The 21,618-nt window shown below is 47.1% G+C and carries 16 protein-coding genes and 1 pseudogene; 9 read left to right on the top strand and 8 right to left on the bottom strand.

The genetic code is table 11. From position 1 onward, the window contains the following. Positions 1-115: 115 nt before the first annotated feature. Entirely contained in the window at positions 116-988 is an 873-nt protein-coding gene (gene prmA / locus CHL74_RS11755) for a 50S ribosomal protein L11 methyltransferase (protein ID WP_094881355.1), read from the top strand. 14 nt (positions 989-1,002) lie between these two features. On the opposite strand, the gene CHL74_RS11750 is transcribed toward prmA, so the two are convergent. Further along, complete coding sequence (locus CHL74_RS11750; protein WP_094881354.1) at positions 1,003-1,872, bottom strand: glycoside hydrolase family 25 protein; 870 nt, start codon at positions 1,870-1,872, stop codon at positions 1,003-1,005. Between the two features lie 92 nt (positions 1,873-1,964). Next, entirely contained in the window at positions 1,965-3,614 is a 1,650-nt protein-coding gene (locus tag CHL74_RS11745) for a diphosphate--fructose-6-phosphate 1-phosphotransferase (RefSeq protein WP_094881353.1), read from the bottom strand. Positions 3,615-3,851: 237 nt separating this feature from the next. On the opposite strand from CHL74_RS11745, the gene CHL74_RS11740 reads away from it, so the two are divergent. The 5 genes from CHL74_RS11740 (at position 3,852) to CHL74_RS11720 (ending at position 10,119) form a co-directional block, all read left to right on the top strand. Then, on the top strand, positions 3,852-4,124 hold the full coding sequence (locus CHL74_RS11740) for a hypothetical protein (RefSeq protein ID WP_094881351.1): 273 nt from the start codon (positions 3,852-3,854) through the stop codon (positions 4,122-4,124). A 62-nt stretch (positions 4,125-4,186) separates the two neighbouring features. Beyond that, positions 4,187-4,747, top strand: a complete 561-nt coding sequence (locus CHL74_RS11735; protein WP_254923289.1) for a 1-acyl-sn-glycerol-3-phosphate acyltransferase — start codon at positions 4,187-4,189, stop codon at positions 4,745-4,747. A 15-nt stretch (positions 4,748-4,762) separates the two neighbouring features. Continuing rightward, positions 4,763-7,663, top strand: coding sequence for a golvesin C-terminal-like domain-containing protein (locus CHL74_RS11730; protein ID WP_094881347.1), 2,901 nt, complete (start codon positions 4,763-4,765; stop codon positions 7,661-7,663). 46 nt (positions 7,664-7,709) lie between these two features. Then, positions 7,710-8,039, top strand: a complete 330-nt coding sequence (locus CHL74_RS11725) for a hypothetical protein (protein WP_094881345.1) — start codon at positions 7,710-7,712, stop codon at positions 8,037-8,039. A gap of 37 nt (positions 8,040-8,076) precedes the next feature. Next, positions 8,077-10,119 (top strand): YgiQ family radical SAM protein, encoded by a 2,043-nt coding sequence (locus tag CHL74_RS11720; protein WP_094881362.1) that lies wholly within the window; start codon positions 8,077-8,079, stop codon positions 10,117-10,119. Between the two features lie 12 nt (positions 10,120-10,131). Here the strand turns inward: CHL74_RS11720 and CHL74_RS11715 are convergent, their stop codons facing one another. From CHL74_RS11715 to CHL74_RS11690, 6 genes and pseudogenes are all read right to left on the bottom strand, one after another. Beyond that, positions 10,132-10,566, bottom strand: coding sequence for a Fur family transcriptional regulator (locus tag CHL74_RS11715; RefSeq protein ID WP_094881344.1), 435 nt, complete (start codon positions 10,564-10,566; stop codon positions 10,132-10,134). Positions 10,567-10,662: 96 nt separating this feature from the next. Continuing rightward, on the bottom strand, positions 10,663-11,361 hold the full coding sequence (gene rprY / locus CHL74_RS11710) for a response regulator transcription factor RprY (RefSeq protein WP_094881343.1): 699 nt from the start codon (positions 11,359-11,361) through the stop codon (positions 10,663-10,665). Positions 11,362-11,418: 57 nt separating this feature from the next. Then, a pseudogene (locus tag CHL74_RS11705) lies at positions 11,419-12,980 on the bottom strand (sensor histidine kinase). Between the two features lie 173 nt (positions 12,981-13,153). After that, entirely contained in the window at positions 13,154-14,689 is a 1,536-nt protein-coding gene (locus CHL74_RS11700; protein WP_094881342.1) for a DUF5687 family protein, read from the bottom strand. 7 nt (positions 14,690-14,696) lie between these two features. Continuing rightward, positions 14,697-15,323 carry a LolA-like putative outer membrane lipoprotein chaperone gene (locus CHL74_RS11695; protein ID WP_094881340.1) on the bottom strand — a complete coding sequence of 209 codons (627 nt, stop codon included), beginning with the start codon at positions 15,321-15,323 and terminating at the stop codon, positions 14,697-14,699. A gap of 37 nt (positions 15,324-15,360) precedes the next feature. After that, positions 15,361-17,889, bottom strand: coding sequence for an FtsK/SpoIIIE family DNA translocase (locus CHL74_RS11690; protein WP_094881339.1), 2,529 nt, complete (start codon positions 17,887-17,889; stop codon positions 15,361-15,363). 154 nt (positions 17,890-18,043) lie between these two features. Between CHL74_RS11690 and CHL74_RS11685 the strand changes: the two genes are divergently transcribed. The 3 genes from CHL74_RS11685 to tilS all read left to right on the top strand — a co-directional run bounded on the left by CHL74_RS11685 (position 18,044) and on the right by tilS (position 21,281). Beyond that, entirely contained in the window at positions 18,044-18,688 is a 645-nt protein-coding gene (locus tag CHL74_RS11685; RefSeq protein WP_094881337.1) for a 3'-5' exonuclease, read from the top strand. A 33-nt stretch (positions 18,689-18,721) separates the two neighbouring features. Continuing rightward, positions 18,722-19,903, top strand: a complete 1,182-nt coding sequence (locus CHL74_RS11680) for a class I SAM-dependent rRNA methyltransferase (RefSeq protein WP_094881335.1) — start codon at positions 18,722-18,724, stop codon at positions 19,901-19,903. An 85-nt stretch (positions 19,904-19,988) separates the two neighbouring features. Next, a complete protein-coding gene (gene tilS / locus CHL74_RS11675; protein ID WP_254923288.1) occupies positions 19,989-21,281 on the top strand; it encodes a tRNA lysidine(34) synthetase TilS in 1,293 nt (430 codons plus the stop codon). The last annotated feature ends 337 nt before the right edge of the window (positions 21,282-21,618 follow it).

Genomic DNA, 21,618 nt, shown 5'->3' with positions numbered 1-21,618 from the left:
GCAAATTATTTTATTAAAATACTTTAGTTTTTTTGATGGTTGTTCTTTAGGATTGGCTTTTTTTGGTTAATTTTGTAATGAGAATCAATATAAAGAAAACAATACCAATAGAATTATGAAATATTACGTAGTAAACTTTAGTATAGACTGTGAGGGGGTATTCCTTCAGACTGCACGTGAACTGCTTTCGGCTGCTGCTTGTGAGGCTGGCTTTGAGGCGTTTGAGGATAGTGAGGATGGTGTGGCAGGATATGTGCAGCGCCCGCTTTATGACAAGGCTGCTCTTGATGCTGCCATTGCTGAATATATGCCCGAAGGAGTTGGGGTTAGGTATGATGTGGAGGAGGTGCCTGACCAGGACTGGAACCAAGGTTGGGAAGATGAGGGTTTTGAACCAATCGGCGTTTCCGACCATCTGGTGATTTATGATGCCAAGCATACGGATCGTGAGATGTTTGCTGGAGATGACGGCGTGATGCGTATCTTTATAGAGGCACGTAACGCATTCGGAACAGGAACTCATCAGACCACACGTATGATTCTGCGTCGTCTGCTTGGCATGGACTTGAAATGCAAGAAGGTGCTTGACTGTGGCTGCGGCACTGGTATCCTTGGTATTGTGGCATCAAGACTTGGTGCTAAAGAGGTGTTCGGATATGACATAGACGAATGGAGTGCGGACAATGCGGAACATAACGCTACGCTGAACGGGGTGGGCAATATGCGTGTGGCGCTCGGTGATGCGTCGGTATTAGCCGCCGTGGACGACAAGTACGATGTGGTCATAGCCAATATCAACCGCAATATACTCATAAACGATATGGCGGCATTCAGAAAGTGTATGGCTGACGATGCTAAGCTGATTCTTAGTGGATTTTACGAGGCAGACGTGCCGATGATAGAGGAGGAGGCTGCTCGTTGCGGACTACGTCTTGTGGACGTAGTGACGGACGAAGACTGGGCATGCGTGATGTTCGGCATAGCTTAGGAAACTTCGTTGGATTACCAGACGCGGTCCTGATTGCCGATAGTGAGTTTTCGCATATCGTAGAATGATCCGTTGTAAATATTGAAGTCTACATAGCCCTTGATGCCGGGAAGACGTCCCACGTCGGTGTGTTGCCAGAATTTCCACGGTCCTTTGTATTCCACCTTATCTACATAGTAATGGGCTATCCAGTAAGGATAGTCGTCAAAGACGGGGGCGTTGAGATAACGCTCCTTAAATTTATAATATGTGTAGATGATGGGTTTGACGTGATAACGGTCCTCAACAATATGGAGCCATGTGAGAACGTCGCGTTGGAAGTCTTCCACGGAACGGTCTTTGGGCATGTGTTCGATGTCGAGAACTGGAGGCAGGTCACCTTCTTCAAGGTGTACGTTGTTGAGGAAGAAGTATGCCTGGTCGCGTGCAGACGACTTGTTGCTCCAAAAATGGTAGGCTCCGCGTATGTATCCATACTCGCGTGCTTGTCTGAAGTTGTCGCGGAACTTGCTGTCCATGCGTGACGATCCTTCCGTAGACTTTATCATGATGAAGCGTAGCGGGCATCCTTCTATCATGCCGCCACGAAGTCGGTCCCAATCGATGTCGCCTTGATAATGCGAGATGTCTATGCCATGGATTTCGTATCCGGCGGGGTAGTTGACGTCGCCGAACAGGGCACGCCATCTGAATCCAGTGGGGCTGACGAAGAACGAATAGAAAAGCCAGATGTAGAGGCACATGACGGCAATGCCTCCCAGCCACCATGCTGTGCGCGGATGGCTGGCAAAGGTTGCTGTCAGAAACGAGTTGCGTTCCTTTGCTGATCTTGAGGACGTACGTCTTCTGACGGACGGCTTACGTGTGTGCTTCTGTTGGTTCATAAGTGCAAAGTTACAAAAAAATAAACAAAAAGAGCAGAACGGCTGTTATGCCATTCTGCTCTTTCCGTATTTTTAAGCTTTAGCGGTAAGAATTACTTGCCCTGCTCAAGCTTCAAAGTCTTTGTGGGCTGGTCGCAAACCTCTGTCGGACCCCAGTACTGTACAGGACCGGGATAAACATAGCAGTCGTTCTTTGCCCACTCCTCACGGTGAGCAGCGAAGAACTTGAAGGGAGCGCCGTCAAGCTCTACGAGAGCCTTGCGGATAACGGGCTTGTTAGCACCGTTACGACGCTCGATGTTCATCATCATGGTGATAGGCACACCACCTGCGATCCATTCCTCTGCAGGTGCTGTAGTGTTCTTGATCACTGACATGTAGCCAGTCTTGTCGTTGCTGATGAGGCGTGAAGCGTTGTAGCCGAGTGAGTAGCAGTAGTCAGCGTCATAGTTAGACGGAGCTGCGCAACGTCCTTCGTAGCCGAAGAAGTGGTGCTGAGCAGAGAATGAACCGTTGTACTTGCCCTGGTCCTTCCACTTGTTGAGCTTGGCAGCTACCATGTCAGAGAGGAGCTTCTCGGTCTCGATGAGCGAAACCTGAACGTTGCCGTGCGGGTCGCGGTCGAGGCAGAGCTGACGAGCCACTTCCTCAGGGAGTGAATCGAGAATGTCAAAGTTCGTCTTAGAGATAGTATTCTTAACGTAGTTGATCTGCTCCTCGGCGTTGGCGAACTCGCGGCCCTCGCCGGTAGTAGGATCAGTAAGAATCTCGTTGAGCTCAGCGATGAGCTTCTTGATTGCGGGGATGAACTCGATAAGACCCTCAGGAATAAGGACAGTACCGAAGTTGTTGCCGTCCTCGGCACGTGCTGCTACGACCTTAGCGATGTATGTAACTACGTCGTCGAGAGACATCTCCTTAGCCTCGATTTCCTCAGAAATAAGGCAGATATTAGGCTGTGTCTGGAGAGCGCATTCAAGGGCGATGTGCGAAGCTGAACGGCCCATGAGCTTGATGAAGTGCCAGTACTTACGTGCAGAGTTGCAGTCGCGCTGGATGTTACCAATGAGTTCAGCGTATGTCTTGCAGGCTGTATCGAAACCGAAAGAAGTCTCGATCTGGTCGTTTTTGAGGTCGCCGTCGATGGTCTTCGGGCAGCCGATTACCTGTACGCCGTACTTCTTGGCTGCGTAGTACTCCGCGAGTACACAAGCGTTTGTGTTAGAGTCGTCGCCACCGATGATAACGAGAGCCTTGATGCCGAGTTCGCGGAGAATCTCAATACCCTTCTCGAACTGCTCTTCCTTCTCGAGCTTAGTACGTCCAGAGCCGATGATGTCGAAACCACCGGTATTGCGATACTGGTCCATGAGCTCCGGTGTGATCTCTATGTAGTTGTGGTCAACGAGACCGCCAGGACCGAGGATAAAGCCGTAGAGTTTGTTCTCAGGATTGAGCGACTTGATGCCGTCGAACAAACCAGAGATTACGTTGTGGCCGCCAGGAGCCTGACCGCCTGAAAGAATAACGCCTACGTTAAATGCGGGAAGCTCCTTAGCTTCACCAGCCTCGAAAGTGATGACGGGCATTCCGTATGTATTGGGGAACAAAGCCTTGATGTCATCCTGGTTACCTACTGACTCAGTGGCTGCACCTTCAACAGCCTTTACCGGACCCTGGAGGGCCTTAGGAAGCTTCGGCTGATAAGCAGCTCTTGCAATCTGCAATGCACTAATTTTCATGTGTTTCTTATATTAAAATGTGTGTATAGTTTCGTGAAAACTCTTTCTACTGTTCCCCATTTGTTATGGGTGCTTTTTCTGCACTGCAAAATTACTGCTTTTCCTTGAGATAATGAAAAAATTGTGCGTAAATCGTCATTTTTATTTATTTTTTATTTGGTTTGCTTGTTACGTATTATTTTTTTTTCTATCTTTGGCATGTAAATTTTATAGTTTAATCATATTTTGATAATTATTATGTCAAACAAAAGAGATTTAAAACGAAATGTGAACTATGTATGCAGCGAGCTGTTTTCGGAGGTGGTTGCTGCATCTATGTATAGTGATAAGGTATCTGATGAGGACGTGAAGGCTCTTCTCGCCTCAATTCTGGTGATTCATAATGATTATGTGCGCAGAGTGTCGCATGTGGAGCCAGGCATGAAGCCGAAGGTTTTCTTCAAGAACCTTACCACATCCTTCAACAAGCAGGTGTCTGAAATTGTAGATCAGGTGGTGAGCCTCGGTTAAGATAGGCCGAACAGTTTCGGACGAAACGTAAGGATGTAAAATACATATATTTCGAAAAACAAATGACTTTATTAAAACGCTTTTGCAGGGCGTTGCTATATAAAAAGATGGGGTGGACCACGGATATTAAAGTGGAACACCCCGCTAAGTATATAATATGCCTTGCTCCTCATACCAGCAACTGGGACTTTATTATCGGACTTCTTTTTTCGCGTGCCGAGGACATGAAGATAAATTTCCTTATGAAGAAGGAATGGTTTTTCTGGCCGCTTGGCACGCTGTTTCGTCATTTAGGTGGTATCCCCGTCAATCGCGGCAAGCACACCAGTATGACGGACGCTTTGGCTGAGACGGCTCGAAAGGTGCCTGGCTTCAGGCTTTGCGTCACTCCTGAGGGAACCCGTTCGCTTAATCCGGAATGGAAGAAGGGATTCTACTTTATCGCCTTGAAAGCGGAATTGCCCATTCTGCTGTATGGTGTGGACTTTAAGGAACGTAAGATAGTGTGCACCAAGATGATAGTTCCTTCAGGAAACGTGGAGGAGGATATGAAGATAATAAAGACTTACTTTAAAGACTTTAAGGGTAAGAGACCCGAACTTTTCTCGGTAGGAGAGATTTAGCGAAAAGAAATTCAGATGGTTAGAAATATTCTTGTTGCCCTATTTTTGGCGTCGTCGTCTTTGGCGACGTCGGTATGTGCAGCAAATCGAAATACCCAAGCAAGGGATAATCTTGGAAATATCCTGAAAACCTACGTCCTGCAGAACAGGGCAAAGAAGGTGATATTCCCTTCACAGCCATACCTTGTGTCGTACAATCTGGATGACAGGAGGCGTACGCTCAACGTGCAACTCAGTCCGTCGTTCGCGGCGCAGGACTTCACGGCTTCGTCTGTTAGGTTCTATTATAAGCGTCTGGCGAAGGCTTTGCCACGCCCGTATAACAAATACAAGCTCACGATAATGGCAGGAGGACTGCCCATAGAACAACTTGTGGCTGGCAGTAAGTGTGAGAAAGGCATGCCAAACGCTTGGGGAAAAACGGAATATGAAGGTGCTCCTTGGGTCATGAACGACTCAAGGCCTTATTTTGTGTCGCACGGTCTGTTTGACCGACACCTTTCTCTATGGGCAAGTCACGGACGCTATTACGACGGGAAGAAGGATAGATGGAAATGGCAACGCCCCAATCTTTTCGGCACAACAGAGGACCTCTTCACCCAAACCATCGTAATACCGTATCTTATACCGATGCTGGAGAATGCGGGTGCTGTGGTTTTTACACCACGTGAGCGCGACTGGCAGAAGAACGAGGTGATCGTGGATAATGGTGGTAGAGGCTATGTGGAGGACAGTGGCAAGGAGACATGGAAGACCGCACAGGAGAAAGGCTTTGCATATCATGCCGGAACATATCGTGATGGGGAGAATCCTTTCACGCAAGGAACAGCACGTGCAGTGAAGGCAACAAAAAAGGCGGATGTTTCGTGGGCTTCTTATCAACCTAATATACCTCAGGGCGGCAAGTATGCTGTTTATGTAAGCTATCAGTCGTTGAAGAACAGCGTGTCAGATGCACAGTATATTGTTATGCACAAGGGGCAGCGCACCGTCTTCAAGGTTAACCAGCAGATGGGTGGTGGTACTTGGGTGTATCTTGGTACATTTGATTTTGACCGTGGAAACAACGAATTTAATAGAGTGGTGGTTACCAATTCGTCTTCTGAGTCAGGAATGGTGACCACGGACGCCGTTAGATTCGGCGGCGGAATTGGTAACATAGAGCGTGGAGGTAGTTGTAGCGGTATGCCAAGATGCTTGGAAGGAGCACGTTACAGCGCCCAATGGGCTGGTGCTCCGTACAGCGTTTACAGCTCAAAGAATGGAAGTGACGATTATGGCGACGACATAAATGTCCGCTCCAACATGACCAACTGGTTGGCAGGTGGTTCTACGTACGTACCGACGCTGGAAGGTAAGAAAGTGCCTATCGAACTTAGTTTGGCTGTGCATAGCGACGCTGGATATACGACAGTTAATGACTCGATAATAGGCTCCCTTGCCATCTGCACTACTTCCTTTAATGACGGAAGATTGAATAGTGGAGTTTCACGAATGGTTTCGCACGACTTTGCGGACTCTCTGCTGACAGGTCTGCAACGTGACATAAGCGGTAAATATCGTAAGTGGACAAGACGCTACCTTTGGGACCGCAACTATAGCGAGACCAGAAAGCCTGAGGTGCCTTCAGCCATCATCGAGACCATGTCGCACCAGAACTTTGCTGATATGAGGCGTGGTTTGGATCCTAATTTTCGCTTTACGCTTGCGCGTTCGCTTTATAAGACCATACTCCGCTTTGTTAACGGAAATCATTCTGTTCCTTCTGTGGTTCAGCCTCTGCCAGTAAGTAATTTCCGCATAGAGCGAAATTCATCGGGAGGGCTGAGATTGTCTTGGATAGCAGAGAAGGACGAGCAAGAACCGACAGCCGTACCTACATCTTATATAGTATATACATCTGAGGACGGTATGGGATTCGACAATGGAACCGTAGTGTATACATCGTCATTCGACTTTGAAGCGAAAAAGGGCGTTAACTATTGTTTCAAGGTGACGGCATTGAATCGTGGTGGCGAGAGCTTCCCGTCCGAGACACTTGCTGCCTATCTTTCAAAGTCGGCTCATGCTAAGGACATCCTTGTGGTGGACGGATTCAGCAGACTTTCGGGGCCTGCCGTTGTTGACGATTATTCGCGCCAAGGTTTCGATTTAGGCTCTGACATCGGCGTAAGTTACGGGGTGACAGCGGGATGGAACGGCAGACAGCAATGTTTCGATAAGTCGCGTGCAGGAAGCGAGGGAGAAGGATCGCTCGGATACTGTGGCGACGAACTTGCCGGACGTTTCATTATGGGTAATAACCGTGATGGTTCGGTATGTCATGTTAAGGATATAGCCATGTCTGGAGCCTATAATGTGGTTGGTTGCTCTTTGGAAGCGTTAGATAATAATTTGGTCAAGCTTGACCATTATAGCCTCGTAGATATAGCTTTCGGTCTGCAACGTAACGACGGTCATTCGCTGGTTGTGTACAAGACATTCAGCGAGACGCTGCAAAGCAAGTTGAGAAGTTACGTCAAATCGGGCGGACGAATCCTTGTCAGTGGTGCTTATGTGGGAAGCGATATGACGCAGCCTCATGAGAAAAGTTTTATGTCTGACGTGTTGAAGACCACGTTTACAGGCACTGATACTAATGCGGGCAATAACATGGTGGACGGTCTTGGATTGTCGTTCGACATTATAAGACAAATTAATGACCGTCATTTCGCAGCCACATCCGTTGACCGAATTGCTGCATGCGATGGACGTTCGTTCGCCGCTATGCGCTATCATGACGGAAGCACGGCAGGTGTGGCTTATGACGGAACTGACTATAAGAGCTTTGTAATGGGCTATCCGTATGAATGCATAAATAACGTCAGAACCCGTCAGCAAGTAATGAAGGGCTTGCTTGGCTTCTTGCTGAAGTAGATATAATAATGTGAATAGATTAAAGAACTTAATAAACCTAAAGACTATGTTTAAAATTCAAGCAAATGCTTCTGGAACACGAAGCATCGAGGTGTCTGAAGCTCATCTCGAAACAATCAGAAAATACAAGCTTCTCGACCGTCTTGTTAGCAGCAACGGTATAGTTGACGAGCCGACGCTCGACAAGTTGAAGATGAATGTGCGTTCAATGCTCGAATCGTCTGGCGTAGCGGATAAGGCGCTGCTCGACCTTTGTCTGGACGTTATCTACAATAACAATATGAAGGCCCTTGGACTGCAGAACCTTACAGCCCTCTATTGTAGTTGGGAGGAAAAGGCAGAAGCTGACAAGGAAGAGGAGAAAACAGAGGGATAATTAAAAGATAAAAACATACAGGAAATTAGTATAGATGATGAAAGAATACAGGCTTACAGACTGGTTGCCGACAACAAAGAAAGAGATAGAATTACGAGGATGGGATTCGGTGGATGTCATTCTTTTCTCAGCTGACGCTTATGTGGACCATCCGTCCTTTGGTGCAGCTGTAATCGGACGCACGCTTGAGGCTGCAGGATATCGTGTGGCTATAGTTCCACAGCCAGACTGGCATGGCGACTTCCGCGATTTCAAGAAACTTGGTCGTCCTAATCTCTTCTTTGGTATTGCGCCAGGATGTATGGACTCGATGGTTAACAAGTATACAGCTGGCAAGCGTCTTCGTTCAGAAGATGCCTACAGCCCAGACGGACGTCACGATTGCAGACCGGAGTATCCCACCATTGTCTATACTAAAATCCTTAAGCAGCTCTTCCCTGATGTTCCGGTTGTACTCGGTGGCATTGAGGCTTCTTTAAGACGACTCACTCATTATGATTATTGGAAGGAAGGCTTGCAGAAGTGCATATTGTGTGATTCTGGAGCCGACATGATAATATACGGAATGGGCGAGAAGCCTATTGTGCAGTTATGTGCAGATCTTAGTGAAGGAAAGAACATCGGCGACATCCATGATATTCCGCAGACAGTATACCTTTGTCGTGAGGACGAAGTGCCGGGAGGAATATGTGATGACGACATTGTTCTTTATAGCCATGAAGAATGTCTCGTAAACCGTAAGGCTCAAGCTGATAACTTCCGCCATATCGAGGAAGAGTCTAACAAGATGCATGCGCAGCGTCTGCTGCAGAGTGTGGACGGGAAGTACGCTGTTGTGAATCCTCCTTATCCGCCGATGACTACAGAAGAACTCGACCGTTCGTTTGATATGCCTTACACACGCCTTCCACACCCGAAATATAAGGGTAAGCGTATTCCGGCTTATGAGATGATCAAGTTCTCGGTTAATATTCATCGTGGCTGTTTCGGAGGTTGTGCTTTCTGTACCATTAGCGCCCATCAGGGCAAGTTCATCACATGTCGTTCTAAGGAGAGCATTGTGAAGGAGGTGAAGAAGGTGATAGAGATGCCCGATTTCAAGGGCTATCTGTCTGACTTGGGTGGTCCTTCTGCCAATATGTATGGCATGAAGGGACGCAATCCGAAGGCTTGTGCAGTCTGCAAGCGTCCTTCGTGTATCAATCCCCAGATATGTCCAAACCTCAATACTGACCACACTTCTCTTCTTGAAGTCTATCATGCAGTGGATGCTCTTCCTGGCATTAAGAAGAGTTTTATCGGTAGTGGTGTGCGTTATGACCTCCTGCTTCACAAGAGCAAGGACGAAAAGTCGAATGCCGCAGCGCGTCAGTATACTCGCGAACTAATATGTCGTCACGTCAGCGGACGCTTGAAAGTGGCTCCCGAGCATACGTCAGATGCGGTGCTGAAGCTTATGCGTAAGCCTTCGTTCAAGCTGTTCGAGGAGTTTAAGCAGATTTTCGACAGAATTAATAAGGAGGAAAATCTGAATCAGCAGATTATACCATACTTCATCAGTTCGCATCCGGGATGTAGAGAAGAAGATATGGCAGAGTTGGCTGTTATAACGAAGCGCCTTGACTTCCATCTTGAGCAAGTGCAGGACTTTACGCCCACTCCTATGACTGTAAGCACCGAGACTTGGTATACGGGTTACGATCCTTATACGCTTGAGCCTGTGTTTAGTGCTAAGACTCCGCGTGAGAAGCAGGCTCAGAGACAATTCTTCTTCTGGTATAAGCCAGAAGAGAGAAGAGCCATTGAGCAGGAACTGAAGCGTATCGGTCGACCGGACCTTATACAGAAGCTTTATGCTGGCGTAAGAATGCCGAACAACGACCGCAACTTTGGCAACAACCGACGTCCTAAGTTTGAGTGCGAAGCATGGGAACAGGGCAAGTCAAAGCCGGAGCGTAATGCTAAGAGAAAGCCGAAGTCTGAGCATGATACAAATTGGAAACCGAAGTTCGAGCGTGATTCGAAGGGGAAGCCTAAGTTTGAGCGCGAATCAAGAGATAAAGGCAAGCGCCGTCGCTAATACATTACGGCGTTATTTATTCCTCCTTTTCTTGCTGCATTGCGGGCATTCCCCCTTTATGACGAATGACGTGGTGATAGAGACAAAGCCCTCCGGCAGGTCGAAATGCGGCGCTTTTATACCGTCAAGGCAGAAGGAGCGCTTGCATGACTTGCAGTAGAAATGGATGTGATTGTCATGGTGATGACATTTTCCCTTTTCTCCGCACAACTCATAATTGACAATGCCGCGTCCGTCCTCAAACGTATGCACCACATCGTATTCGATGAAGAGCGTCAGAGTACGGAAAATGCTCGACTTGTCCATGTTTAGCATTTTTGTCTCGAGATCCTTTAGGGTCATGGGCATCGTCTGTGAGTGGAGTGCTTGGTATACGAGTATGCGGTTGGCTGTAGGCTTTACGCCCTTTGCTTCCAGTAGCATGGCAGCTTCTTCAGGCTTAATCATAAAGTTAAGATTTAGTTTTTAAAGTAAAAAACGTGAACCAGACGACGCTATTAAAGTGGTGTTGTCAGGTTCACGTTTTATTTTACAGATGATTCTTTATTCCTCTTCAGGAGTGATAAGCTTATATCCCTTTCCGTGAATGTTGATAATTTCAATCTGGTCGTCGTCCTTGAGGTGCTTACGCAGCTTTGTGATGTAAACGTCCATAGAGCGTGCATTGAAGTAGTTGTCGTCAATCCATATTGTCTTCAATGCGAAATCGCGCTGCAGAATCTCGTTTGCGTGGCTGCAGAGAAGTGCGAGAAGCTCGTTTTCCTTCGTGGTAAGCTTTGTCTGCTTGTCTCCGATGGTGAGCAGCTGCTTCTGTGTGTCGAAGGTGAAGCGTCCGATGTGGTATACAGAGCTTTCCTTGTTCTTCTTGCCGCGGACACGGCGGAGGATAGCCTCAATACGGAATACGAGCTCCTCCATTGAGAAAGGCTTGGTGATGTAGTCGTCTGCACCGATCTTGAAGCCTTCCAGAATATCCTCTTTAAGAGTCTTGGCTGTGAGGAATATGATAGGTATATCAGCGTTTGCCTGGCGGATTTCCTGGGCGAGTGTGAAGCCGTCCTTCTTGGGCATCATCACGTCAAGTACGCAGATGTCAAACTTTTCCTTCAGAAATGCCTTGTAACCAGCTTCTCCGTCGGGGCACAACTCTGCTGCATAGCCTTTGGCTTGCAGATATTCGCGAAGCAGCATACCGAGATTCTCGTCATCTTCGCAAAGCAGTATTTTCAACATGTCGTCCATAATAATATGTTTTTTATTTGTTATTTTTTATGTTCTAAATTCTCTTTCTTTTATATTTTAGCTTTCTTTAATTATAGGCAGCTTTACCGTAAACTTAGTTCCCTTGCCTAATTCGCTCTCTATTGAGATGTCGCCGTTATGTAGCATCACAATCTTCTTGACGTATGCCAGTCCAAGTCCGAATCCCTTAACGTCATGCACGTTGCCGGTATGAACGCGATAGAACTTGTCGAACACCTTCTTCAGATTGTCTTTTCTGATTCCGAGTCCGGTGTCTCGAACCGAGAGATATAAGTGTTCGTTGTCGTTCCATGTCCGCAGGTAAATATTGACGGGTTGGTCAGGCTTGCGATATTTCACGGCGTTGTCCAGCAGATTGTTTATCACGTTCTGGAAGTGCACCTCATCTACGTACAGTGCAGACTCCACAGCTTCTATCTCCGTATATATCTTTCCGCCGGTATGTTCCACTCGCAGAGAGAAGGAGTTGGCGATGTTCTCCACCATCTCGTTAAGGTCGAGCTTCTTTTTCTTGAAGACTGCCTTCTTGCGGTCGAACATTGACATCTGCAGCACTTTCTCAACGAGGAATCTCAGACGTTTCGACTCATCATTGACCACTTTGCCGAGATGCTCCATCATTGCTGGGCTCTTTGTCACCGACGAGTCATTCATCATCTGCGCGGCAAGTGAGATGCTTGCTATTGGCGTCTTCAGCTCGTGCGTCATATTGTTGATAAAGTCATTCTTTATCTCCGTGTAACGCTTTTGGCGGAATATCACGACGATGGTGAAGATGAACGTCACGAGAAGCACTATCGTGAACACCACAGAAGGTATCATGAATCTTACTGATGAGTAGATATATGCTCCCATGTCTGGGAAGTGAATCTTCACTACGCCCATATTCGACTGCGGTCGTTTCGGAAGAGCACCTGCGAATATGTAAATTCCTCGCCTTCGTCAGTATAGTCCGGACAACGATAGACCTCTCGTCCGTCCTGTGTGCATACCGTGAAGTGGTATGGGATGTTTATGCCGTTGTTCATCAGCTCTGCCTTGAGGTCCTGGTCAAGGAGCTTGAAGTTGATACGTTCTTTAAGTGGCTTCTCTGATGCCGAATAGAGGATGGAGTAGACCACCTCGTCAAGCAGTGCTTTTTGGTAGATGTATCTGTTCTTGACAATTTCCTGAAGCGACTTTGAAGCTTCACTCAGCGAGTTCTTGTCCGTATGAAGAATCATTCCCTTCGGCATTTGTGATGGCTTTGTGGTAATGGTCTTCAGCTCGAATGAAGAGTAGATGGTGCCGTCCTTACCCGTTACTGAGTATTGGTGTGACTGCTGTATGCTGCCGTCCAGTTTTCCTGATCGTGTGCCCACAGAGTCTTTCTTGAAGGCGCGTCGTTCTGTCTCGTTAACGTCTTTCTCCAGATAACGGAGAGTCTCGTTAAGCTCCAGGTTACGCGATGCCTGATAGAGGGCTCTGTTCACCGACTCGTCAAACTGTTCCTTCTTCATATCCACCATTTCCTGAATGTATCTCAGCTGCAGGTAGAGTAGGGCGAGGAAGGACAGTCCCATTATTGTTGCTATTGTCCAAATTGTTCTTTTCTTCATCTCCTATCATTTATGTATGACGTCTGCCCTTGTGGGCTTCTCTATATATTGCAAAGTTATGTTATTCTTTCTTATAACTTTCTTTCTTAAACCGAAATTATACGCAAATTCGCAATTATTAACCTCTTTCGAGATTTATAATTGCGAATTATTAATTATAGCTATTTCTTTCGTTAAGATTGTCTTGACGTTCTGAAACCGTCCATGTTGATATACTTTCTTTTCATCAGCCGTTTATAGATGTTCTTTAGCCATAAGTTATGTGTGGCTATGAATACCATTCCGATTGTCAACATTACGGAGTAGGATACGTTGTCGCTGAAGACGCTCTGCAATACTGCACACATGACGTTAGGCACTATGAATATCACGCCCATCAATATCATCTGGATGTAGTTGTTGTCCGCTCCGTTGTTATTGGTCAGCTTCTGATTGAGTGGGATTGTCTGCTTGTTGTATACTGCCATCTGTAACAGCACAAAATATTGGAATCCCATAGTGAATATGGCATAGCTTACGAGCATGAACAGCGACCACTTACCTGAAATCACCACTGGAAGCATCAGCAGGAACGGCACGATGAGCAAGGCTGACATAAGATAATACTTTGCCTTCAGGATATTGAGGATGTTCTCACGTCTGGTCATCAGTCCGTCTATGTAATTGCCTTCGTATCCCATCACCTTCACGAGGATGGTTGATCCGTAGAGAATGAAGTTGTAGAGTCCCCAGAAGTTTGTCATGCCCTGTGAGTCGTATATGTCCGAGGTGATGATGATAGCACTTATGAATACCACGCCTACAGAGTCGAACAATAAAGCTTTCTTCGGCACTTTGTTACGTAATGTCAGCTTGATTTCGAGCTGGAGGAACGATCCAAGCTTGCCGTACTTTTCAAGGAAACCATAATTACGTACAGTCTTTATTTCTTTTACAGTCTTTGTCTTGAAGAGCTCGTCTTTTACAAAGGTGATTTGTATTTTCCTGTTTACGGCTATGGTTGCAGCGAGAATTGCCATGGCAAGAAGCAGAGGCAACAGGCTGTGACTGTCAATGGCGGTGCCTGCATTGGCATAGAAATATACAAGCTTGTCAAATCCTATCCCAGCGTCACCATATATATATAATGGTGAGAATGCCAAGGCATAGTATCCGATGGGGAGCGCCCACCATAGCAGATTGCTGTTGATGAGGGTTCGTGCGATGGAGTACCATTGACTGTTGGCAAGTATCAGAATGTAGCTGAACAATATAAGGTTTATTGACACTAATGCTCCGTAACTGAACACCACAGACATTATTATATAAGGTATTATAAGCGCCAGCCACAAAGCATTACCCCAATTTATTAACGATGATGTTATGAAAGCATCTATGCCTACAGCTGTCGGCAAGGGTAGGAGAGTGTATGGCTTGACTATCTGTGATGGAGTCTGCTGTGCAAGAAATCTTACAAAAAAGTCGAATGTCAGTATGAAGGGTAAAGTGGCGCATAGAATCTCCGTTGCCGTAAACGTACGGCTGTCGTTCGCAATAAGGGCGAAAATTACGGAGGCAGCCATTAAGTATACTGCCATTAGCGCCATCGAGATGAACACAACCACCTTTGCAGCCTTGTTCTTTCCGAAGTCAAGGCTGCGGCGTTCTGCCATCCTGCGATGCTTTAGCAGTATGCGTATGGCATCAAATCGCTTAATCCGGTAGTTCATGTGCTTCTTATCTTAGGTCGATAACTTCCGCCGACGGATAGTCTTTGGAGTTGAAGGAGAAGAGTGAGTCTGGCTGTTTCCTTGACGACAGCGAACCGATGGTAATGGTATACCACTTATTCGAGTGTTTCATCTTTATCTTCGATGGCACGCTGGTCTTCTTGTTAACCGTCACGTACATCTCCTGAATGCTCTGCTTCTTTGTCTGAGCCACAAGATGCACCACGTTGTTAGCGCCTTCGCTTTTCGCAGACAGCGTATATCCCTTCTTGTATATGTTGACGAAGGTGTAGGGATTCATCATCTGCTGTTGGGCGAGGGTAGGGTTGCTGACGTTCACCTCGTCGTTCCTCTTCATATATGTCCATTGTGTCTTGCCGTTGAACCATACGGTTGCGGCAGAAGTCTTGGCGTGAAACTTATTGCCTTTCACGGCTATTGTGCCACTGATTTTGCCGTTTGTAGGGTGCGCCATGGTGAAAGAAGCGCTGATACCTCCAGGCTTCGATATCACTTTGGCTGTCTTGTCCATAATGGCGCGGGCTTGCTTGGCGTTTGCCTGTGCATAGGACTGGGTAGGGATGGCACAAAGTGTGGCTATCACCATCGACAAGTAAAATAATACGTGTTTCATTGTCCTGAGTTTTTATTAATTTTATAATGTCGTTTCCTTATTTCTGCTTCATCTGACTGAGAATCATGTTCAGTTGGTTCTCGTCAGCTACGAGCACGTCGCGCGGCTTGCCTCCATGTGCTGCACCTACGATGCCGGCGCTTTCGAGCTGGTCCATAAGGCGTCCTGCTCTGTTATATCCGATGGAGAATCGGCGCTGTATCATACTGGTGCTTCCTTGCTGACTGATAATCACAGATCGTGCAGCCTCCTCGAAGAAGGGGTCCAGATTGCCTATGTCGCCAGGTCCGTTGCCGCCTGCTCCGTTTGCGTCGTCGTCACCCTTGGGTTCGGGCAATTCCATTGGCTGAACCGGTCCTGCCTGATTGGCGATATACTCGTTTATCTTGACAATCTCCGGAGTGTTGATAAATGCACACTGCACACGTGTCGGCTCGTTGCCGTTCAGATAGAGCATATCACCCATACCGATGAGCTGGTTGGCTCCCGGACGGTCGAGGATGATGCGTGAGTCCATCATTGAGCTTACCTTGAATGCAATGCGTCCAGGGAAGTTGGCCTTGATGTTACCCGTAATGATGGATGTGGTAGGACGCTGTGTGGCGATGATCATGTGTATGCCGACGGCACGAGCCAGCTGCGCAATACGTGCGATAGGCATTTCCACTTCCTTTCCGGCTGTCATGATAAGGTCGCCGAACTCGTCGATTATCACAACGATGTAGGGCATAAACTCATGTCCCTTCTCTGGATTGAGACGATGATTGAGGAACTTGTCGTTATATTCCTTTATGTTTCGCGCTCCTGCGAGTTTCAGCAGGTCGTAGCGATGGTCCATGAGCGTGCAAAGACTCTTCAGCGTGCGTACCACCTTTGTTACGTCGGTGATGATGGGTTCGTCATCGTCGTCCACCTGCGCCATGAAGTGATTGGCAATGGGAGAGTAGACGCTGAACTCCACCTTCTTTGGGTCGATAAGCACCAGCTTCAGCTCGTTAGGATGCTTCTTGTAGAGCAACGATGTGATGATGACGTTCAGACCTACTGACTTACCCTGACCAGTAGCACCGGCAACCAGAAGGTGCGGTATCTTGGTAAGGTCTGCCATAAACACCTCGTTGGTGATGGTCTTTCCGAGTGCGATAGGCAGGTCGAACTTTGTTTCCTGGAACTTCTTCGAGTTCAGGATGCTTTCCATCGACACGTTGTGGCGTTTCTTGTTCGGCACCTCAATGCCGATAGTGCCCTTACCGGGTATAGGAGCGATAATACGGACGCCCAAGGCAGACAGACGAAGGGCAATATCGTCCTCAAGGCTGCGTATCTTGGTTATTCGTATACCCTCAGCTGGTGTTATCTCGTACAGCGTGATGGTAGGACCGACTGTTGCCTTTATCTCTCTGATTTCTATGCCGAAACTCTTGAGCACTCTGACGATTTCCTCGTTGTGTGTCTTTATCTCCTCCATGTCCACGTACGGCTTTCCTTCGTTGCCGTCACGCTTGAGGAGGTCCAGTCCCGGGCGCTTGTATCTTGTGAATGGTTCGAGCGGGTTTATGGGGGTGTCAAAGGTGGTGGAGGCCACGTTCTGTCCTGACGCCTTCTCTTCCTTTCCCACTTCCACTGTCAGACGGTCGGTCGGATTGCTGACTGTCTGGCTTGCTGTCCTTGTTTGTGCTGGAGCCGGTTTTGCCGTGTGCGTGCTGTTGGCAGAGATGTTTGCGCCCATAGCAGAGAAGTTTGTCAGGTCTATGACTGATGATGTCTCCTCATTGCGTGGTGTGGTGTCATTAGTTTGATTAGCCGCATTGTTGCTCTTGCGGTTCTTCTTGTTGCTTTCTTCTGTGTGATCTTCTGCTGATACCGTTTTCTCGGTGTCATCTTCTCCCTCATTAAGCTTTGTCAGCTTGTCGTTCACCATTTCAGAAGCTTTCGAGGCAGCTGTTTTCAGAGGATTAAACATGCGTCTTATCCATGTGATGGTCTGCTTGCTGATGAAAGTAAGAATGGCTACTGCTGTGAAGAAGAGCAGAGCTGTCAGTCCGGGAGGGCCGATGAGGTTCTCTGTATAGGTGACGCTTACGACACCATGATTGCCACCAGGATTGAAGAACAGGTCTGGCAACAGCGGGGTCAGCACTTTCGACATAAATACTGATAGCCATAACATGGTGACGCACGTTCCGAAAAACCATTTCCAAAGGTTCACCTGATATACCTGCATCATCTTAATGCCCACAACTATAAGAAAGCAGGGTATGAGGAATGCTGCATATCCGAAACAGTTCGTTATGAAGAAATAAGATAATAGAGCGCCAAAGGAACTTCCGTAGTTGACGAATTTCCTGTCTGTATTTATCCATTCTCCGGGACGAAGATTCTCAAGTATGCTTTGGTCTGCTGCTCCCGTTTTCATGTAGGAGAACATTGCTATGAGCGTGTAAACAGCGAATGCAATAATCAGAAGCCCGAACAGGAAATCTGCTCTTTCGCTTTTCAGAAATCTTGCCAATCCTATCGCTTCTCTTATATTTGAAGGCTTACGTTCTGTTTTTTTCTTTGCCATTTTACTTATGATATATATTTAATGTACTTCTTTCATTCCCTCTTTACTGTCCAAATGAGGGATATTAAGTACAAAATTAGTGGAAAAAACTCGTAAAGAACCATATTTTCATAACTTTTTTCTAATTTTGCAAAATCTTTCATATTAGATAAGAATGAAAAAAATATACGATAAATTCGACAAGTCGATAATCAACTCTCTGCCACTCGTTACATTCCCTGGCAAAATCATAGTTGTCCTTAATGAATACGAGGCGGAAAGGGCTGTTGAATATCTGCTTTCCTGCGACGTGCTCGGCGTCGACACAGAGACAAGACCGGCTTTCCGAAAGGGAAACAATCATAAGGTGGCGCTGCTTCAGGTTGCCACACGCAAGGAGTGTTTTCTTTTCAGACTTAATCATCTGGGACTGCCCCAATCGCTTCTCCGCCTTCTTAGCAATAAGCAGGTGCCGATGGTCGGACTTTCATGGCATGACGACCTTATGTCTCTTCATCGCCGTGAGCAGTTCGAGCCTGGATGGTTTATTGACATTCAGGACATTATTGGCAATTTGGGAATCGTCGACAAGAGTCTTCAGAAACTTTATGCCAATCTCTTTGGCGAGAAAATCAGCAAGCGCCAGCGACTCACCAATTGGGAGGCTGACGTGCTAACAGAACGTCAGAAAGAATATGCAGCCATAGACGCATGGGCTTGCATAAAGCTTTATGATGAGATAATGAATCTTCTTGCCACGAAAGAATACGAGTTGGAGGTTGTTCCTGAGGAGAAGCCTGCAGCAGACAATAATTCATAGACAAAATCATTTTCAGACAGTATATATATAATAATGTATAAGAATCTATATTTAAAGAAAGGTAAGGAGGAAAGCCTTAAGCGCTTCCATCCTTGGATCTTCTCCGGAGCAGTTGCTAACATCGACGATGGTGTAGAGGAGGGCGAGATTGTAAGAGTGATGACCTCGTCTGGTGACTTCATCGCCGTGGGTATGTATCAGATTGGCAGCATTGCCGTGCGAGTGCTCTCTTTCCGCGATGTTCAGATTGACGCCGACTTCTGGGTAGCCCGTCTTCAGTCGGCATGGGATATGCGTACTGCCATAGGTCTTATTGGACGTCAGGACAACAATATGTTCCGTCTTGTGCATGGCGAAGGCGACAATCTTCCCGGTCTTATCATTGACTGCTATGGCGACACAGCCGTTATGCAGGCGCATAGCGTGGGCATGCACTTGGTAAAGAACGACATTTGCGAGGCTTTGGTGAAGGTCAGCGGTGGAGCCATCTCGAGCGTATACTATAAGAGCGAAACCACATTGCCGTTTAAGGCAGACGTCGATCATGACAATGGATTCATATACGGCTCTACTGGCAGTGACGTGGCTATGGAGAACGGACTCCGTTTCCATATCGACTGGCTGAAGGGACAGAAGACTGGCTTCTTCGTCGATCAGCGTGAGAACCGCAGTCTGCTTGAGACCTATTCGGCTGGACGTTCAGTTCTCAATATGTTCTGCTACACCGGTGGCTTCTCCGTTTACGCAATGCGTGGCGGCGCAAAGCTTGTCCATTCTGTAGACAGCAGCGCCAAGGCTGTCGAACTTACCAATAAGAATATAGCTCTCAACTTCCCAGGCGACGAGCGTCATGCCGCTTTCTGCGAGGATGCTTTCAAGTATTTGGATGCCAACGACAAGATGTACGACCTTATCGTGCTCGATCCTCCAGCTTTCGCCAAGCATCGTGCTGCTTTGCGTAATGCTCTTAAGGGTTACACACGCCTTAATGTCAAGGGCTTGCAGCGCATCAAGCCGGGTGGTATTCTCTTTACGTTCAGCTGCTCGCAGATTGTGACGAAGGAGAACTTCCGTGCTGCTGTCTTTACTGCTGCTGTCCAGGCCAACCGTAAGGTTCGCATCCTGCACCAGATTCATCAGCCGGCAGACCATCCCATCAACATCTATCATCCAGAGGGTGAATATCTGAAGGGACTTGTGCTTTATGTTGAATAACAATATTTCTATAAATAATTTTGTAGCTTCCGTATCTTCCTTTGCAAACATCCATCATTTGTTTGCAAAGGAAGGTGTTTATCTTGTGGCTCTATCAGGAGGTGCTGATAGCGTGGCCTTGCTCCTTGCCCTTCTTGACATGGGAGTAAGGGTGGAAGCCGTTCATTGCAATTTTCATTTACGTGGCGAGGAGTCGGATCGTGACGAGCAGTTCTGTAAAGACCTTTGCACTAAATATAACGTCGAACTTCATCTTGTTCATTTCGACACGCGCGAATATGCAGCTCTCCATCATGTGAGCATAGAGATGGCTGCACGTGATTTGCGTTACGCTTATTTCGAGAGATTACGTAGCGATATGGGAGCCGAAGCCATTTGTGTGGCTCATCATCGTGACGACAGCGTCGAGACGGTTCTCCTCAATCTGGTACGTGGAACCGGACTTCGCGGACTTCGTGGCATCCAGCCTAAGAACGGCAACATCGTCCGTCCATTGTTATGCGTAAGCCGTGACGATATCGAATGCTTCCTTGACAGTATCGGACAGGATTATGTCACGGACAGCACTAATTTGCATGATGATGTTAAGCGAAACAAGATAAGGCTCGACGTCCTTCCACTCCTTGAAACCCTCAATCCTGATGTCCGTCAGTCCATCTTCCGTACTTCTCTTCGTGTTGGTGAGGCGCTCAAGATGTTTGATGCTGCAATGACGGAAAGCGTGGCAAAGGTGTTTGCTGAAAATCCGCTTGGAGGCGGAGTCATAAATCTTCAGACGCTCCTTTCCCAACCATCGCCTGAGTATGTGCTTTTTGAGATTCTTGGCAGATTCGGATTCACATCACGGCAGGTAGACGATATATATGCCAGCATTGGGGCATGTGGTATTGGCAAGGTCTTTTCCTCTTCGGAATACGACTTGCTGTTTGATCGTGATCAACTTGTTGTGGAAAAGAGAAAGGGTGAAGCAGAACGGCAGCGAGTGATACGCATACCCGAACCTGGTTCGTATGTGTTTGGCGACGAACTTAGGGTGAAGGCGGTAGAGGAGGAGTGCGGTGCCGACTATAAGCCGAGCCGAAGCAACAGTTGTGTTTGTCTTGATGCAGCAGAGCTGGCCTTTCCTTTGACCATCCGTCATATAGCAAAGGGCGACCGCTTTATGCCTTTCGGCATGCATGGTCAGTCTAAGCTTGTCAGCGATTATCTGACAGATAGAAAGAAAAACGCTTTCGAAAAACGTGCGCAACTCGTCCTTTGCGACTCTAAGGGCAGGATAGCATGGTTAGTGAACGAACGCATAGACGACAGATTCCTTATTAGTGATAAGACGCAGAAAGCCGTACGTATTTCGGTAATATTGAAATCTGATGATTGATGTAGTGTTATCTTATTGTCCACTATGCAAATATTGTCTAAACGGTAAAAATCCGTTACAAAATAAAAATTGATTATAGAGAATCGAAAAGCTGTTTTTTCGGTGTTTTGCTGTGCAAACAGCCTCCGTGCCATACGATAGAGCCACTTTTACACTCCAATAGTGCCACTATTAGACAGTAAAAGTGGCACTATTGCATGATAAAAGTGGCACTATTGTAGTGTAAAAGTGGCGCTATTGCATCAAAAAACGGCTCTTTTGCGAGTCTGATTTCATAACGCTTCGTCAGAAAATCGCATAACCTACTGTGCGCAAACGCATTAGCTCAAACCGCTCA

The organism is Prevotella sp. 885 (genome assembly GCF_002265625.1).
Taxonomy (GTDB): Bacteria; Bacteroidota; Bacteroidia; order Bacteroidales; family Bacteroidaceae; genus Prevotella.
The sequence above is the reverse complement of the archived record's forward strand: the minus strand, read 5'-3'. Positions and strand labels throughout refer to the sequence as shown.

Bases quoted from the DNA above. Each gene is read 5' to 3' on its own strand.
- prmA (WP_094881355.1), top strand. From the start codon at position 116: ATGAAATATTACGTAGTAAACTTTAGTATAGACTGTGAGGGGGTATTC.
- CHL74_RS11750 (WP_094881354.1), bottom strand. From the start codon at position 1,872: ATGAACCAACAGAAGCACACACGTAAGCCGTCCGTCAGAAGACGTACG.
- CHL74_RS11745 (WP_094881353.1), bottom strand. From the start codon at position 3,614: ATGAAAATTAGTGCATTGCAGATTGCAAGAGCTGCTTATCAGCCGAAG.
- CHL74_RS11740 (WP_094881351.1), top strand. From the start codon at position 3,852: ATGTCAAACAAAAGAGATTTAAAACGAAATGTGAACTATGTATGCAGC.
- CHL74_RS11735 (WP_254923289.1), top strand. From the start codon at position 4,187: ATGACTTTATTAAAACGCTTTTGCAGGGCGTTGCTATATAAAAAGATG.
- CHL74_RS11730 (WP_094881347.1), top strand. From the start codon at position 4,763: ATGGTTAGAAATATTCTTGTTGCCCTATTTTTGGCGTCGTCGTCTTTG.
- CHL74_RS11725 (WP_094881345.1), top strand. From the start codon at position 7,710: ATGTTTAAAATTCAAGCAAATGCTTCTGGAACACGAAGCATCGAGGTG.
- CHL74_RS11720 (WP_094881362.1), top strand. From the start codon at position 8,077: ATGAAAGAATACAGGCTTACAGACTGGTTGCCGACAACAAAGAAAGAG.
- CHL74_RS11715 (WP_094881344.1), bottom strand. From the start codon at position 10,566: ATGATTAAGCCTGAAGAAGCTGCCATGCTACTGGAAGCAAAGGGCGTA.
- rprY (WP_094881343.1), bottom strand. From the start codon at position 11,361: ATGGACGACATGTTGAAAATACTGCTTTGCGAAGATGACGAGAATCTC.
- CHL74_RS11700 (WP_094881342.1), bottom strand. From the start codon at position 14,689: ATGAACTACCGGATTAAGCGATTTGATGCCATACGCATACTGCTAAAG.
- CHL74_RS11695 (WP_094881340.1), bottom strand. From the start codon at position 15,323: ATGAAACACGTATTATTTTACTTGTCGATGGTGATAGCCACACTTTGT.
- CHL74_RS11690 (WP_094881339.1), bottom strand. From the start codon at position 17,889: ATGGCAAAGAAAAAAACAGAACGTAAGCCTTCAAATATAAGAGAAGCG.
- CHL74_RS11685 (WP_094881337.1), top strand. From the start codon at position 18,044: ATGAAAAAAATATACGATAAATTCGACAAGTCGATAATCAACTCTCTG.
- CHL74_RS11680 (WP_094881335.1), top strand. From the start codon at position 18,722: ATGTATAAGAATCTATATTTAAAGAAAGGTAAGGAGGAAAGCCTTAAG.